The sequence below is a fragment of the Amaricoccus sp. genome, assembly GCF_036846665.1.
Lineage (GTDB): Bacteria > Pseudomonadota > Alphaproteobacteria > Rhodobacterales > Rhodobacteraceae > Amaricoccus.
This window is the reverse complement of the sequence record NZ_DAIUBO010000083.1, coordinates 1-15437: the sequence shown is the minus strand read 5'-3', so window position 1 is coordinate 15437 and position 15437 is coordinate 1. Positions and strand designations below refer to the sequence as shown.

Genomic DNA, 15437 nt, shown 5'->3' with positions numbered 1-15437 from the left:
CGTATTTCAGCATCGCCAGCCGGTCGATGCCCATGCCGAAGGCGAAGCCCTGCCAGATCGAAGGGTCGACGCCGGCGGCGGCCAGCACCTTGGGATGCACCATGCCCGAGCCGAGGATCTCCAGCCAGTCGTCGCCCTCGCCGATCTTGAGCTGGCCGCCCGCCCAGGAGCAGCGGATGTCGACCTCGGCCGAGGGTTCGGTGAAGGGGAAATGCGAGGCGCGGAACTTGAGCTCCACCCCGTCCACCTCGAAGAAGGCGCGGCAGAATTCCTCCAGCACCCATTTGAGGTTGGCCATGGAGATGTCGCGGTCGATGGCGAGCCCCTCGACCTGGTGGAACATCGGCGTATGGGTCTGGTCGTAGTCGGCGCGGTAGACGCGGCCGGGCGCGATCACCCGGCAGGGCACGCCGGAATCCTGCATGTGGCGGATCTGGACCGGCGAGGTATGGGTCCGGAGCACATGCGGCGGGCGGTTGTCGCCCTCGGCGCGGGCCATGTAGAAGGTGTCCATGGTCTGGCGCGCGGGATGCTCGGGCGGGATGTTGAGCGCGTCGAAATTGTACCAGTCGCTCTCGACCTGCGGCCCCTCGGCGACGCTGAAGCCGAGATCGGCGAAGATCGCGGAGATCTCCTCCATCGCCTGGCTGACCGGGTGGATCGTGCCCTGCGGCAGCGGGCGGGGGTCGAGGGTGATGTCCGACCATTGGCCGGCGACGCGGGAACCGAGCGCGGCATCGGCGAGGCGCGCCCGCGCCTCGGCCAGCGCCGCGGCGATCTCGTCCTTGAGCGCGTTGAGCGCGGGGCCGGCGGTCTGGCGCTCCTCGGGCGTCATGGCGCCGAGCCCGCGCATGCGCTGCGAGACCTCGCCCTTCTTGCCCAGGGCCGCCAGCCGCACCCCTTCGAGCGCCGCCTCGTCGCCGGCGTCGGCGATGGCGGTCAGGTATTTCTCGCGAAGGTCGGTGCTGTCGTCCATGGCTTGGACGCCTAACCGCCGAGACCGCGGATTTCAAGCCGGCTCAGCGTGCGGTGGCGATCATCTCCAGGGGCGCGAACAGGCGCTGCTCCAGGCAGGCGGCGAGCCGGCCCATCTTCTCGCCGGCGCTCGGCCCCATCAGCACGTGCAGCCCGAGCCGGGGCGGACCCTCGGCGGCGGTCCTGGCGCGCATTCGGGCGCCGATCTCGAGGACGAAGTCGGTGCGGTCGCGCTCTTCGCCGAGATCGAAACCCGCCTCGGCGAGCAGGGAGCGGTAGGTGTCGGGGGTCTCGACGAAGCTCGTCGCCATGGTGTCGGCCCAGGGGAGCGGCAGCGGCAGCGGACCCTCGCCCGTGCGCATCACCTCGTAGACCGCGAAGGTCCCGCCCGGTTGCAGCACCCGGCGCACCTCCGCGAAGAGGCGCGCCTTGTCGGCGATGTTCATGCCGACATGCATCAGCGTCGCGGCGTCGAAGCTCGTGTCCCCGAAGGGCAGGTTGAGCGCGCTGCCGACCACGAAGGTTGCGCGGCCGGCGAGCCCGAGCCGTGCCGTCAGCACGTTCGACACCTCGACGAAGTCCGGGGTGATGTCGACGCCGGTGACCGTGCAGCCGTAGACCTCGGCGAAGTGGCGGGCCGGGCCGCCGACGCCCGATCCGACGTCGAGGATGCGGGTGCCGGGAGCGAAGGCGAGCCGCCGGGCGAAGTCCAGCGTCTGCGGGAGCCAGCCGAGGTGGAACTCGTCGATCGGGGCGAGATCTGCCGTGGTCAGTGCATCGAGGTCGCGGCCGGCATCGCGCAGCGCCGCGAGCACGGTACCGGTGAGGTCGGAATGGGCGTAGTGCTGCGCGACCTCGCCTTCGGTATCCATGATGTCTTCCCCAGGAGCCCGTGGAATTGCAGCGCGGCATCCCGAGGCACCAGGCGGGAGCGGCGGATCCTGTCCGGGCGGCAACGCGGCCCCGCGCTCACGCCTTCCAGGGCAGGCCGCCGGCGAAGCTCTTGTAGCTTACCGCCGCGGCATAGCCGGCGTCGACGGGCAGGGTGACGCCGGTGATCGCCGCCGCCGCATCGGAGCAGAGGAAGGCCACCACGTCGGCGATGTGGCGCGGCATCACCAGCATGTCGAGCGCCCCGGAGGCGCGGATCACCGCCGGGTCGCGCTCGCCGGCGTCGATGCGCGCCTGCATCGCCGGGGTGATCACATAGGTCGGTGCCACGGCGTTCACCCGCACCCCGTGCCGGCCGAGCTCGACCGAGAGGATCTGGGTCAGCCGCAGGATCGCGGTCTTGGAAGGGCCGTAGGCCGGCAGCGGCAGCGCCGAGAAGGAATTGACCGAGCCGATCGTCACGATCGCGCCGCGGCCCGCCGCGCGCATCTGCCGCCCGAAGGCGCGGCAGCTCGAGACCGTGCCGCGGTAGTTCACCGCCCAGACCCGGTCGTGGATGTCCATGTCCTCGTCCATGACCGTCGCCACGGTCTCGAGGATGCCGGCGGAGGTCACGAGGATGTCGGGGGCGCCGGTGTCGCCCTCGATGCGCTCGGCGACGGCGAGAAGCGCCGCCTCGTCGGTCACGTCGACGCCCGCGGATCGTGCCCCGTCGCCGATGTCCCCGGCCACATCGGCGGCGCGGGCGGCATTGGCGTCGAGGATCCAGACCCGCGCGCCCTCGGCGGCGAAGCGCCGCGCGCAGGCCTCGCCGAGGCCGCTGGCCCCGCCCGTGATCACCGCCGTCCTAGTCATTTCCGCCTCCGCTGCCGCCCGGCCGCGAGCCTAGCGCCGGCGCGGGCCCGCGTCATCCCGCAGAAACGCCGCCGGGATGCCCGGCGGCGGTGATGGCGTGCGGGCGTCAGGCGACGTCGATCAGGCGAACGCCGCTTTGGCCTGGTCGACGATGGCGCCGAAGGCTTCGGGCTCGTGACGATCGCCCCGCCCGGTGCCGAGAGCGTGTTGGCGCCGCGGGCGTTGCGGATGAACCTCGTGGTCCGCTTGATCATGCCGTGCCGCCTGCCCGCCTGGGAGGCGACGATCCGGCCGTCGGCCGTCACCTTGAAGCGCTTCTTGGCGCTCGCCTTGGGCCCAACCTCAATCTGGTCATCCGTCTGTGGCTCTGTCGCCCCTGGTCCTGTGGTATGGACTTACTCGGTCGAGCGTCTTGCAGCCAAACTCGGAGCCGCCCCTACAAGCCTGTCCGAGCAGCGTCTCCGCATTCTTACGATTCGAAGGCACGCCGCCCCCACCCTGCCACGCCAGGTAACCAAGACTTGCGCACCCGTCTGCCGATCCTTGCTCGCAGGCCTCGCGGAACCGCGAAGCGGCGCTCGCAAGAGCTTTGGAAGCGGAACCGATCTGGGACCGTCGAAACATTTCAAGTAGATTCTCGCAAGCGAACTCGAATCCATCCCCACATGCACTGCCAAGAAGTGCCTCTGCTTCGACCAGATCCTGTGGAAGCCCTAGTTCACCTCTCCAATTGCTCCACCCAAGGTTGGCACACCCGTAAGGTGATCCGAGGTCGCAGGATTTGGTGAACAGTGCCACGACCTTTGCAGTATCTTGGGGCGTGTCCGGAGTTCCTTCCAAATAGAGGAGCGCAAGATCATTGCAACCGTCGGCGTGATTGGCCTCGCAGATGCGGCTCAGGATGCTGCCCGCAAGCGCCTGATCACGGCCTGGATCGCGTTGCGCTGCATCGGCCACCTGGTAACAAGCGTCCAAGTCCCCGGCCTCGCAGGCGGCCCTGTCAGCCTCCGAAGCGACCTCGGAGTGTACTGTTCCCGAAAGGCCGGTTAGCCAAGTTAGCAAGAAGAGAGAGAAGAAGCTTACTCGCCAAAACGGAGTCCTCACACGATCGCCCACTCCCACCCTCCACCTACCTATAGCGTTTGAGCGGCTCCACCTGACGAAAATGGTGCGTGCCGTGTATCAGTTCTACAGAAGGCAAGAACCATATCAAGTTACATTCAGCGACACGGTTGACACGCCGCTGAAAGTAGCAATGACGGGGAAGCGCCGGGGCGGCGATCAGGCGAGGGCGGCCTTGGCCTGGTCGACGATGGCGCCGAAGGCTTCGGGCTCGCGCACCGCGAGATCGGCGAGGACCTTGCGGTCCACCTCGATCCCGGCGCGGTCGAGGCCGTTGATGAAGCGCGAATAGGTCAGATCGGCGTCATGGGCGCGCACGCCGGCGTTGATGCGCTGGATCCAGAGCGCGCGGAAGGTGCGCTTGCGCGCCTTGCGGTCGCGCGTGGCGTATTCCATCGCCCGGTCGACCGCCTGGGTGGCGGTGCGGAAATTGGTCGAGCGGGCGCCGTAATAGCCCTTGGCGGCCTTGACGACCTTGCGGTGGCGGGCGTGGGAGGCCGGGCCTCCTTTGACACGGGACATCTGCGTTCCTCCGGATCAGCGGTGATAGGGCATGTAGGTCTTGACGATCTTCTCGTCCGGCGCCGAGAGCACCGTGGTGCCGCGGGCGTTGCGGATGAATTTCGTGGTCCGCTTGATCATGCCGTGCCGCTTGCCGGCCTGGGAGGCGACGATCCGGCCGTTGGCCGTCACCTTGAAGCGCTTCTTGGCGCTCGCCTTGGTCTTCATCTTGGGCATTTCCGTCTCCTCGGTCGGATGTGGTTCGGACGCGCCGAGGCAGCCCTTTTCGCCGGGCGCGTCGAGAAGGCGGGCTTATAGGCGGGGGCGCCGGGGCGGTCAAGCGCATCCGCCCGGCCGGGCCGCAGGCCCTGCGGGCGCGCCGGCCTGGTGCCGCGCTCGGCGGAGCGGAGGTGCAGGGAACCGCATGGTGGCGATCGGCGATGGGGATCCGGCGGCCGCTGCTACCGGCGCCTGCCGGGTGTCCCCGGCCCAGCCGGGGGACGGGACGCTTTGCGCACCGTCCACGGCCCTTCCGTCCCGATCCCCGACCGGCGGGACGGTCGCCGGTCCCTCGCCCCGCGGCTTGCGCCTCCGGGCGACCGGATCGGCCGAGGCGCCACCGGTGCCTCGCCCATTCGGTCCGGGGGAACGTACTGCGGGCCGCGGCCTTCGTTCTTTCCAGGGGCTCGGGCTTCGGGGCCGGTGGGGTCAGTCCTCCCCGCCGCCGGCGTAGATCTTCTTCTCGTCGCAGGGGGCCACGCGCAGGATGTTCGTCGAGCCCGGCTGGCCGAAGGGGATGCCGGCGGTGACGATGATGCGGTCGGCGTCGGTCGCGAAACCGTGCTCGCGCGCCGCCCGGGCGGCGTTCACCACCGCCAGCTTGAAGCGGTCGACCTCGGCGGTGACCACGCAATGCAGGCCCCAGCTCAGCGCCATCCGGCGGGCGGTGCTCACCAGCGGCGTCAGGGCGATGATCGGCACCTTCGGTCGCTCGCGCGCCGCGAGGAGCGCGGTGGTCCCGGAATGCGAGAAGCAGCAGATCGCCTTGACGTTGGTGGTCTCGGCCACTTCCCGCGCCGCGACGGTGATCGCGTCGGCGACGCTGTGGCGGCTCGGCGTGCGGGCCGATTCGATGACCTGGCGGTAGACCTCGTCGCTCTCCACCGAGACGGCGACGTCGTTCATGGTGGTGACCGCCTCGACCGGGAAGTCGCCGGCCGCGGATTCCGCCGAGAGCATCACCGCGTCCGCTCCCTCGTAGATCGCGGTCGCGACGTCGGAGACCTCGGCGCGGGTCGGCACCGGGGCAGTGATCATGCTCTCCAGCATCTGGGTCGCCACGATGACCGGCTTGCCGGCGTTGCGGCAGGCACGGGTCAGGCGCTTCTGGATCGGCGGCAGCGAGGTCACCGGCAGCTCGACCCCCAGATCCCCGCGGGCGACCATGATGCCGTCGGAAGCCTCGAGGATCTCGGTGAAGGCCGTGACCGCGGCGGGCTTCTCGATCTTCGACATGATCGCGGCGCGGCCGTCGGCGAGTTCGCGGGCCTCGAAGACGTCCTGGGCGCGCTGGACGAAGCTGAGCGCCAGCCAGTCGACCCCGAGGTCGCAGACGAATTCGAGGTCGCTGCGATCCTTTTTCGACAATGCCGCCAGCGGCAGCACCACGTCCGGCACGTTGATGCCCTTGCGGTTCGAGATCTCGCCGCCGACCTCGACCACCGTATCGGCGTGATCGGGCGAGACCTCCGTCACCCGCACGCGGATCTTGCCGTCGTTGACCAGGAGGGTCGCGCCCTCGCGCAGGGCCGCGAAGATCTCCGGATGCGGCAGGCAGACCCGGGTCGCGTCACCGGAGGTCGGGTCGAGGTCGAAGCGGAACTTCGATCCGGCCTCGAGCGTCTCGGGGCCGTTCGCGAAGACCCCGCAGCGCAGCTTGGGCCCCTGAAGGTCGGCGAGGATGCCGATCGGGCGGCCGATCTCAGCCTCCACCTCGCGGATGGCGCCGTGCCGCCGGGCGATGTCGTCCTGGGTGCCGTGGCTCATGTTCAGCCGGAACACGTCGGCGCCAGCGATATAGAGGGCGCGGATCATCTCGGCGCTGTCCGAAGCCGGACCGAGGGTTGCGACGATCTTCACGTTGCGCTGACGGCGGAGCTGAGTCATCTGGAGCCAATCCTTTGCGGGTCGGCCCGCTTATACCGAAACGGTTCGGTGATGAAACGAAAAACCCCGAACCGGAGCACCGGATTCCGCGCATCCCTCGCTGGCCTCCGCCAGGCTGCCCGCATAGTGTGCAGCGCAACTCGAACCTCGGATGATGCCCATGACCGGCCCGGCTGCCTATGAACGCGTGAACGTCGACGGATTGGCGGGGATGCTGATCCTCTGCGATCATGCGACCAACGCAGTGCCGGAGGCGGTGAACGGCGGCTGCCTGGGGCTTTCCGATTCGGAGATGGCCCGGCACATCGCCTATGACCTCGGGGCGCGCGGGGTCACGATGGCCCTGGCGGAGATGCTGGACGCGCCGGCGGTGTTGTCGCGCTTCTCGCGGCTGGTGATCGATCCCAACCGCGGCGAGGACGATCCGACGCTGGTGATGCAGATCTACGACGGCACGATCGTTCCGGCCAACCGCGGCATCGGGGCGCAGGAGGTGCGCCGCAGGCTCGTGGCCTATCACCGCCCCTATCACGTGGCGATCGACGCCCAGATCGGGCAGATGATCGATGCCGGGCATGCGCCGGCGCTGATCGCGATCCATTCCTACACGCCGCGGCTCGTGGGCCGTCCGCCCCGCCCCTGGCAGATCGGCGTGCTCTGGCATCACGACGGCCGCATCGCCCGCCCGCTGCTGGCGCGGCTGCGGGCGGAGCCCGATCTGGTGGTGGGCGAGAACCAGCCCTATTCTGGCCAGCTCGAAGGTGACACGCTGAGCCGGCACGGTACCAAGCGCGGGCTGCGGCACGTGCTGATCGAGCTGCGCCACGACGAGATCGAGACCGAGGCCGGCCAGCGCGCCTGGGCGGCGCGGCTCGCCCCGATCCTCGCCGAGGTGGTCGAGCGGACCGTGGCGGAGGCGCTTTAGGCGGATCGTCGCTGGGCGTCGTGGAGTGGGGCGCCGACGTTTCCAGGCCCGGCCCGGAGTCGCGCGGGACCTTGCCTGTCGCCCCGATCCGGCCCACCTTCGAGGGTGAGACGACGGCCCGCGCGCCGGGCCGCGGGAGCGCCGGAACCGGAGGAGGGTTCACGATGGATGACGGGACACGGATCGAACTGGAGGCGGCCGCCTTTCGCGCGTTGCGCGACCATCTGCGCGCCCGGACGGACGTGCAGAACATCGACCTGATGAACCTGGCCGGCTTTTGCCGGAACTGTCTCAGCCGCTGGTATCAGGAGGCCGCCGCCGACCGCGACATCGCCATGAGCAAGGAAGAGGCGCGCGAGCTCTTCTACGGCATGCCCTATTCGGAATGGACCACGCGCTACCGCACAGAGGCGAGCCCCGAGGCGCTGGCGAAGTTCGACCCCTCCGAGCTCGGGCGATAGGTCGCCGGCGCCGGGAAGGGTCTGTTCTGATCCTCGGGCGGTCGCCATGTGGCGCCAGCCGTCCTGTGGCTCGCGCCTCCGGGCGATCTAACCGACCGTCCCGCCACAAAATGAGGGCAGCGCCCGCCTTGGGCGGGGCAGGCGCTGCCCGGCGGTGCCCGGCGGGCGGGATGGTGACGCTAGGCGCGCCCGGAACTGGAGCAATGAGGTCGCGGTGCCGAATGCTGCTGTCCTGCAGTGAGGTCAGTCGAGGCCGGCGAGATAGCTCACGATCGCTCGCGCGCTCGCCGCGTCCCAGTCGGCGCCGCCCATCAGCCGGCCGATCTCGGCGCCGTCGCGGTCGAGGATCACCGTCACGGGCAGGCCCGGCACGTTCATCGCCGCGGCGAGCGCGCCCTTCGGGTCGAGATGGGTGGCGAGCACGGTCACGCCGACCTCGGCGTTGAAGTCCTCGATCGCCTCGAGGCTGTTGCGGCCGGTGGCGATGGCGATCACCTCGAAATCCGGGCCGCCCAGGTCGCGCTCGAGCGCGTCGAGCGCGGGCTTCTCGATGCGGCAGGGCGCGCACCAGGTGGCCCAGAAATTCACCAGCCGGATCCGCCCGTCGCTGTCGGCGAGCGACATCTCCGCGCCCTCGGGGTCGGTGAAGACGGTGTCCGGCGCCGGGATCGCGGCCTCGTGCACCACGAGCTTGCGCATGTCGCCTTCGCGCAGCGCCATCACCTCGGCGCGCTCGGCCTCGGTCAGCGGCCGGGCCAGCGCGGGATTTGCGAAGGCCGCGAACGCGGTGTAGACGAGGGCCGGGATCAGGGCGGGCAGGCGCGTCATGGCAATTCCCCGGGGCAGGACAGGCGGATGAACGACAGCAGCGGCTCGAACGCGATGTGGGGCGGGCGCTTCGCCGCCGGGCCCGACGCGATCATGGAAGCGATCAATGCCTCGATCGGCTTCGACCGGCGCCTTGCCGCCCAGGACATCGAGGCGAGCCGCGCCCATGCCGCCATGCTCGGCGCCACGGGCATCGTGAGTGTTAGCGATGCGGAGACGATCCGGGAAGGCCTGCTCACGGTCTTGTCAGAGATCGAGGCGGGCGCCTTTCCCTTCTCCGCGGCGCTCGAGGACATTCACATGAACGTGGAGAGCCGGCTGAAGGCGCTGATCGGCGAGCCCGCCGGGCGGCTGCACACCGCGCGGTCGCGCAACGACCAGGTGGCGACCGACTTCCGGCTCTGGGTCCGCGGCCAGTGCGACGCCGCGATCGCGGGCCTGACGGCGCTGATGCAGGCGCTGGTGGCCCAGGCCGAGGCGGGGGCCGAGCTGGTGATGCCGGGCTTCACCCATCTGCAGGTTGCCCAGCCGGTGACCTGGGGCCATCACATGCTGGCCTATGTGGAGATGCTCGACCGGGACCGGGGCCGCTTCGCGGATGCGCGCGCGCGCATGAACGAGAGCCCTCTCGGGGCGGCGGCGCTGGCGGGCACCTCCTTTCCCATCGACCGGGACGCCACCGCGGCGGCGCTCGGCTTCGACCGGCCGATGGCCAATTCGCTCGATGCGGTGAGCGACCGGGACTTCGCGCTGGAATTCCTCGCCGCGGCGAGCATCTGCGCCACGCATCTGAGCCGCTTCGCGGAGGAGCTGGTGATCTGGTCCTCGGCGCAGTTCCGCTTCGTGACCTTCAGCGACCGGTTCTCGACCGGGTCGAGCATCATGCCGCAGAAGAAGAACCCCGATGCCGCCGAGCTGGTGCGTGCCAAGGTCGGGCGCATCACCGGGGCGTTGGTGGCTCTCTTGACAGTGATGAAGGGGCTACCCCTAGCCTATTCCAAGGACATGCAGGAGGACAAGGAGGCGGTCTTCGACGCCGCAGACGCGCTGATGCTGGCGCTGGCGGCGATGGAGGGCATGGTGCGAGACCTCGCGCCGAACGCGGCGGCGCTGCGGGCGGCGGCGGCGAGCGGCTTCTCGACGGCCACCGATCTCGCGGACTGGCTGGTGCGCAGCCTCGGCCTGCCGTTTCGCGAGGCGCATCACGTCACCGGAACGCTGGTGCGGCGCGCCGAGGAGCGCGGGGTCGATCTGCCCGACCTGACGCTTCAAGAGATGCAGGCGGTGCATCCGGGCATTTCCGCGGAGGTTTATCGGGTCTTGGGAGTGGACAACTCTGTGGCGAGTAGGGCAAGCTACGGCGGCACGGCACCCGTCCGGGTGCGCGCCCAGGTCCGCCGCTGGCAGGAAGCGCTCGCGTGAGGGCCGGGATGCGGGTCCGGATCGGTCTCTGCCTCGCGCTGGCGGCGCTGGCGGCCTGCGGGATCAAGGGCGCGCCCAGCGCCCCGGAGCCCGCGGCAGTCCCGAGCCCCGGCTGAGGCGGCGGCGCGCGGGATCTCCGTGGCCGGCCCCGAATCCGTCGAAAGGTCCATCGATGCTCCAGGCTCTCCAGCGCAGTCTTCTCGCCACCGTCCTCGTCCTCGCCGCGGCGCTGCCCGCGCTGGCGGGCGGGCCGGTGCTCGTCACCGTGACCGGGGCGGTCGGCAGTACCAACCGCGGCCCCTTCGATGCGGGATACGACAAGCTCTTCGCCTTCAACGACGTGACCTTCGAGCGGGCCATGGAGTTCGATGTGGATGCGCTCCGGGCGCTGCCGCAGACGACCGTGACCACGGATTTCCCGAAGGACGGGCCGGAGGTGACCTTCACCGGTCCGGCGCTGGCGGAGGTGCTGGCGGCGGCGCAGGCCCAGGGCGAGACGGTGACGATCCAGGCGATGGACGGCTATGCGGTCGAGATCCCGATGGCGGAGATCGTCGGCATGGGCGCGGTGGTGGCGATCGAGCGCGACGGCAAGCCGCTCGGGATCGGGAGCTTCGGGCCGACACAGATCGTCTTCCCGCGCTCCGAGCGCGCCGACCTCGCCGACATGCCCGACGATTGGTGGGTCTGGCAGATCTATCACATCAAGGTCGAGTGACCGGATCGCGAGGGCCCGTTTCGGGGCCGGCCCCGTAGGGCGATCGCATGCGCTGGTGTCTCGGGCGCTTCGCACCCGCCCTCGTCTTGGCGAGGGGAGGTCGGAGACGAATGGGATGAGCTCCGGATGCGGGCGCCCCGGGCCGCCGGCGCGCGCGGCGTTGTAGCGGCCATTCCTCTCGGATAGGGTTCGCCCTCCGCGGCCGGGTCGATCGCCGGGCCGTTCCACCCGCCTTCCGAGAGGGGTTGCGCGCATGGCCGCTTTCGCCTTCCTGCCGCCGCCGGCGCCCGGCGGTTCCCCGGCCGCCTGATGGACCATTTCCTCTATCGCGACAGCGTGCTTCACGCCGAGGACGTGCCGCTGCCGGAGATCGCCGCGGCGGTGGGCACGCCGGTCTATGTCTATTCCGCGGCGACGCTGACGCGGCACTACCGGGTCTTCGAGGAGGCGCTCGCCGGCCTGCCGCATCTGATCTGCTATGCGATGAAGGCCAATTCCAACCTCGCCGTTCTGCGGCTGATGGCCTCGCTCGGGGCCGGGATGGACGTGGTCTCGGAGGGCGAGTACCGCCGGGCGAAGGCCGCGGGCGTTCCGGGCGAGCGGATCGTCTTCTCCGGTGTGGGCAAGAACCGCGGCGAGATGCGCCTCGCGCTCGCCGGCGGGATCCGGCAGTTCAACGTGGAATCCGAGCCCGAGCTCATCGCGCTGAACGAGGTGGCGCTGTCGCTCGGCCTGCGGGCGCCGATCGCCATCCGGGTGAACCCGGACGTGGATGCGCGCACCCATGCCAAGATCGCCACCGGCAAGTCGGAGAACAAGTTCGGGGTGCCGATCGCGCGCGCCCGCGCCGCCTATGCCGAGGCCGCCGCCCTGCCGGGCATCGAGGTCGTGGGCATCGACGTGCATATCGGCAGCCAGCTGACCGAGCTCGCGCCCTATGCCGCGGCCTTCGCCAAGGTTGCGGAGCTGACCGACGTGCTCCGGGCCGACGGGCACGACATCCGGCGGCTCGATCTCGGCGGGGGCCTCGGCATTCCCTACCGCCGCTCGAACGACGCGCCGCCGCTGCCCTTCGACTACGGCGAGGTGGTGCGGCGCTGCGTCGGCCATCTCGGCTGTGAGATCGAGATCGAGCCGGGGCGGCTGATCGCCGGAAATGCCGGGATCCTGCTGGCGCGGGTGATCTGGCGCAAGGCGGGCGAGGGGCGCGACTTCCTGATCCTCGACGCGGCGATGAACGACCTGGTCCGCCCGGCGATGTACGACGCCTGGCACGACGTCATCCCGGTCGAGGAACCCGTGGCCGGGGCGGAGCTCGCGCCCGTCGACATCGTCGGCCCGGTCTGCGAGACCGGCGACACATTCGCCCGCGGCCGGCCCATGCCGCCGCTCGGTGCGGAGGACCTGGTGGCCTTCCGCTCCGCCGGCGCCTATGGCGCGGTGATGGCCTCGGAATACAACTCCCGGCCGCTGGTGCCGGAGGTGCTGGTCTCGGGCGATCACTTCGCCGTGGTGCGGGCGCGGCCGAGCTTTGACGAAATGCTGAACCGCGATACCATCCCCGAATGGCTCGGCCTGGGGCCGGACCGGGGAGAGCGGAGCGGATGAAGCGCGGCAGGACAGGTCGGGCGCCGGAGGATCCCTTCCGGAAACTCGTGGCACGGAGCCGCCGCGCCATGGTTCTGGAGGGGCTGCTGCGCGCCTTCTGGCCGCTGGCGGCCTTTCTCGCCGCCGCCTGGGCCGCCTTCGCCTTCGGGATCGCCGAGGCGCTGACCCGGCCGCAGATGCTGGCGGCGCTGGGCGCGCTGGGGCTCGCGGCGCTCGGTCTCGCGCTCTGGGGCTTGCGGCACTTCCGCTGGCCGAGCCGGGCGGCGGCGCGGGCGCGGCTCGACGCGGGCCTGCCGGGGCGGCCGCTGGAGACGCTGGAGGACCGGCCGGCCATCGGGCGCGACGATCCCGGGGCGCAGGCGGTCTGGGCGGCGCATCGCGCGCGCATGGCCCGGATCGCGGCGACGGCGCGGGCGCTGCGCCCGGACCTGCGGCTTGCCGCCCGCGATCCCTGGGCGCTGCGGCTGGCGGCGCTGGTCGCGGTCGTCGCGGCGCTGGTCTTCGCGCGGGACCCGGCGGTCGAATCGGTTTCCGCCGCGCTCGCCCCGGATGCGGCGGCCAATGTCGCGGCCGGGCCGAGCTACGAGGGCTGGGCGGAGCCGCCGGTCTATTCCGGCCGGCCGACGCTCTATCTCTCCGAGGTCTCGGGCGCGGCGCCGGTCTCGCTGCCGCAGGGGACGCGGATCACCCTGCGGGTCTATGGCTCGCCGGAGAGCTTCGATCTCTCCGAGGCGGTCTCGGGTTCCTCGGCGCGGCTGGCCGAGGCCGCGCCCGGCATCGCCTGCGCCGAGTTCGAGCTGGCGCGCGACGGTTCGGTCACCCTGCGGCGGGGCGACGGGCCGCTCGCCGAATGGACCTTCCTGGCCGAGCCGGACGCCGCGCCGACGATCACGCTGGCCGAGCCCGTCGCCGGCGAGCCCATGGGCGAGACCAGGATCGTCTACCGGGCCGAGGACGATTACGGAATCGTGGGCGCGCGCGCCGAGATCGCGCTCGATCTCGACCGCGTGGATCGCCGCTACGGGCTGCGGGCGGCGCCGGAGGAGCGGCCGGCGCTCGCGGTCGAGCTGCCCCTGCCGATGGCGCGGACTGCCGCGGAGGTGGAAGAGACCCTGGTCGAGGATTTCAGCCAGCATCCCTGGGCCGGGCTGCCGGTGACGATCCGCCTCACCGCCGAGGATGCGATCGGGCAGACCGGGGTCGCGGAGGGGATCGCCACGATCCTGCCGGGGCGCAGGTTCTACGACCCTCTGGCGGCGGCGTTGATCGAGCAGCGGCGCGACCTGCTCTGGTCCGAGGCGAACGCTTGGCGGGTCCTGCAGGTGCTGCGCGCGGTGAGCTACCGGCCCGAGACGGTCTTCGACAATACGCGGGCCTATCTCGTCATGCGCATGGCGCTGCGGCGGCTGGCGGGCGCGACCGAGGCCGGCACCGTTCCCTCGATCCGCGACGAGGTCGCCGAGGCGCTGTGGCTGGCGGCGGTCCTGCTCGAGGACGGCAATCTCGGCGATGCCGCCGAGCGGCTCGCGCGCGCCAAGGAGCGGCTGGCCGAGGCGCTGCGCAACGACGCCAGCGACGAGGAGATCGCGCGGCTGATGGACGAGCTGCGCGACGCGACCCGCGACTACATGGAGCAGCTGGCGCGGGAGGCGATCGAGCGCGGCCAGACGCAGCAGGCCGAGCGCCAGCAGGGTCAGCCCATGAGCCAGGACCAGATCCAGGCGCTGATGGACCGCATCCAGGAATTGAGCGAGCAGGGGCGCAAGGCCGAGGCTGAGGCGCTTCTGGAGATGCTCCAGCAGATGCTCGAGAACATGGAGATGCAGCTCGCCGAGGGCCAGTCGGGAAGCGGCGAGGGCAGCCCGGGACAGCAGTCGATGCAGGGGCTCGCTGATGCGCTGCGCGAGCAGCAGGGGCTCGCCGACGAGAGCTTCCAGCAGCTCCAGCGCGAGTTCCGGCAGGGCCAGCTGGGGCAGGGCATGCCCGAGGGCGAGCCGGACGAGGGCGGTGCCGGCGAGGGGCCGATGGACCTCGCCCAGCGTCAGGAGGCGCTGCGCCAGCTGATGGATGCCTTGCGCGACGGCCTGCCCGGCGCCGCCGGCGACGCGGTGCGCGAGGCGCTGCGCGAGGCGGAGCGCAACATGGGCGAGGCCCGCGACGGGCTGGAGGAGGGCGATACCTCCGGCGCGCTCGATCGCCAGGCCGAGGCGATCGACGACCTGCGCGAGGGGATGCGGGCGCTCGGCGAGGACCTGCGGCGGGCCGAGGCCGGCGGCGACCAGCAGGGCGCCGCGAGCGGCCAGGCGAGCGCGGATCGCAGCGACGATCCGCTCGGCCGCCCGGTGGGGACTCGCGGCAGCCTCGGCACCAACCAGCGGCTCCTGCCGGAGGCCGATGCCGCGGCGCGGGCGCGCGCCATCCTCGACGAGATCCGCCGCCGGGCCGGCGACCTTGGCCGTCCAGAGCTCGAGCTCGACTACCTGCGCCGGCTGCTCGACCAGTTCTGATCCGGGCTTCCCTCGCGATCAGGCCCGGTTGACGATGGCGGCGAGGCCTTCCGCGAGGCGCTGCCGCAGGTCGTCGACGAATTGCACATAGGCATCGATCGCCGGCGCCGCCTGGGGCAGGCGTGCCACGATCAGGTCGTGGAAGTTGTAGACCGCGAGCGCCAGGACGAAGACGGCGAGGACGCTGGCGAGCCCCTTGGCGAAGCGGCTCTGCGCTGGCGCCTCCGGTGGCGGGGCGTCCGGGTCGACCGTCAGATCGAGGCGCGAGGCGGAACGTGCCGGCGCGGGCTCGGCCGGCGCAGGCTCGGCCGCGTTTTCGGCGGCGGGCGGCGCGTCTCTGCCTTCGGGCACGGCGCGGGGTTGCGGGACGCCGGGCGGCAAGGGCGCGGCCGCGGCGGCCGCATCTGCCGTCGCGGTGTCGCTCGCGGCGGTGGGGGGGGCCTCGACCGCGGCGGGGG

At 71.1% G+C, this 15437-nt stretch carries 14 protein-coding genes and 2 pseudogenes; 6 read left to right on the top strand and 10 right to left on the bottom strand.

Going from position 1 to position 15437, the window contains the following annotated elements; translation table 11 throughout:
* From pheS to pyk, 8 genes and pseudogenes are all read right to left on the bottom strand, one after another.
* Window positions 1-976: phenylalanine--tRNA ligase subunit alpha (gene pheS / locus V7050_RS09995; protein ID WP_324370030.1), on the bottom strand; the 976-nt coding region annotated here is incomplete at its 3' end.
* A 43-nt stretch (window positions 977-1019) separates the two neighbouring features.
* Entirely contained in the window at window positions 1020-1847 is an 828-nt protein-coding gene (locus V7050_RS09990) for a class I SAM-dependent methyltransferase (protein ID WP_324370028.1), read from the bottom strand.
* Between the two features lie 97 nt (window positions 1848-1944).
* Window positions 1945-2721: an SDR family NAD(P)-dependent oxidoreductase gene (locus V7050_RS09985; protein ID WP_324370026.1), complete on the bottom strand. Its 777-nt coding sequence runs from the start codon at window positions 2719-2721 to the stop codon at window positions 1945-1947.
* Between the two features lie 161 nt (window positions 2722-2882).
* Window positions 2883-3068 (bottom strand): annotated as a pseudogene (locus tag V7050_RS09980) (large ribosomal subunit protein bL35); the annotation flags it as partial.
* A gap of 4 nt (window positions 3069-3072) precedes the next feature.
* Window positions 3073-3678, bottom strand: a complete 606-nt coding sequence (locus tag V7050_RS21035; RefSeq protein ID WP_442885611.1) for a tetratricopeptide repeat protein — start codon at window positions 3676-3678, stop codon at window positions 3073-3075.
* 324 nt (window positions 3679-4002) lie between these two features.
* Window positions 4003-4365: a 50S ribosomal protein L20 gene (rplT, locus tag V7050_RS09975; RefSeq protein WP_324370024.1), complete on the bottom strand. Its 363-nt coding sequence runs from the start codon at window positions 4363-4365 to the stop codon at window positions 4003-4005.
* A gap of 15 nt (window positions 4366-4380) precedes the next feature.
* Entirely contained in the window at window positions 4381-4581 is a 201-nt protein-coding gene (gene rpmI / locus V7050_RS09970) for a 50S ribosomal protein L35 (protein WP_324370022.1), read from the bottom strand.
* A 471-nt stretch (window positions 4582-5052) separates the two neighbouring features.
* Window positions 5053-6510 (bottom strand): pyruvate kinase, encoded by a 1458-nt coding sequence (pyk, locus tag V7050_RS09965; RefSeq protein WP_324370685.1) that lies wholly within the window; start codon window positions 6508-6510, stop codon window positions 5053-5055.
* A gap of 160 nt (window positions 6511-6670) precedes the next feature.
* On the opposite strand from pyk, the gene V7050_RS09960 reads away from it, so the two are divergent.
* Both V7050_RS09960 and V7050_RS09955 read left to right on the top strand, forming a co-directional pair.
* The gene (locus V7050_RS09960; protein WP_324375104.1) at window positions 6671-7435 is read left to right on the top strand and encodes an N-formylglutamate amidohydrolase; all 765 of its coding nucleotides are present in this window, start codon (window positions 6671-6673) and stop codon (window positions 7433-7435) included.
* A 164-nt stretch (window positions 7436-7599) separates the two neighbouring features.
* Entirely contained in the window at window positions 7600-7896 is a 297-nt protein-coding gene (locus tag V7050_RS09955) for a DUF1244 domain-containing protein (protein WP_324375106.1), read from the top strand.
* A 243-nt stretch (window positions 7897-8139) separates the two neighbouring features.
* On the opposite strand, the gene V7050_RS09950 is transcribed toward V7050_RS09955, so the two are convergent.
* A complete protein-coding gene (locus V7050_RS09950) occupies window positions 8140-8724 on the bottom strand; it encodes a TlpA family protein disulfide reductase (protein ID WP_324368792.1) in 585 nt (194 codons plus the stop codon).
* A 27-nt stretch (window positions 8725-8751) separates the two neighbouring features.
* On the opposite strand from V7050_RS09950, the gene argH reads away from it, so the two are divergent.
* The 4 genes from argH to V7050_RS09930 all read left to right on the top strand — a co-directional run bounded on the left by argH (window position 8752) and on the right by V7050_RS09930 (window position 14979).
* Window positions 8752-10146 (top strand): argininosuccinate lyase, encoded by a 1395-nt coding sequence (gene argH, locus V7050_RS09945; RefSeq protein ID WP_324368790.1) that lies wholly within the window; start codon window positions 8752-8754, stop codon window positions 10144-10146.
* Window positions 10147-10318: 172 nt separating this feature from the next.
* Window positions 10319-10864 carry a molybdopterin-dependent oxidoreductase gene (locus tag V7050_RS09940; protein ID WP_324368788.1) on the top strand — a complete coding sequence of 182 codons (546 nt, stop codon included), beginning with the start codon at window positions 10319-10321 and terminating at the stop codon, window positions 10862-10864.
* Window positions 10865-11173: 309 nt separating this feature from the next.
* Window positions 11174-12472, top strand: coding sequence for a diaminopimelate decarboxylase (gene lysA, locus V7050_RS09935; protein ID WP_324368786.1), 1299 nt, complete (start codon window positions 11174-11176; stop codon window positions 12470-12472).
* A gap of 47 nt (window positions 12473-12519) precedes the next feature.
* Entirely contained in the window at window positions 12520-14979 is a 2460-nt protein-coding gene (locus V7050_RS09930; protein WP_324410505.1) for a TIGR02302 family protein, read from the top strand.
* An 18-nt stretch (window positions 14980-14997) separates the two neighbouring features.
* On the opposite strand, the pseudogene V7050_RS09925 reads toward V7050_RS09930, so the two are convergent.
* Window positions 14998-15437 (bottom strand): annotated as a pseudogene (locus V7050_RS09925) (hypothetical protein); the annotation flags it as partial.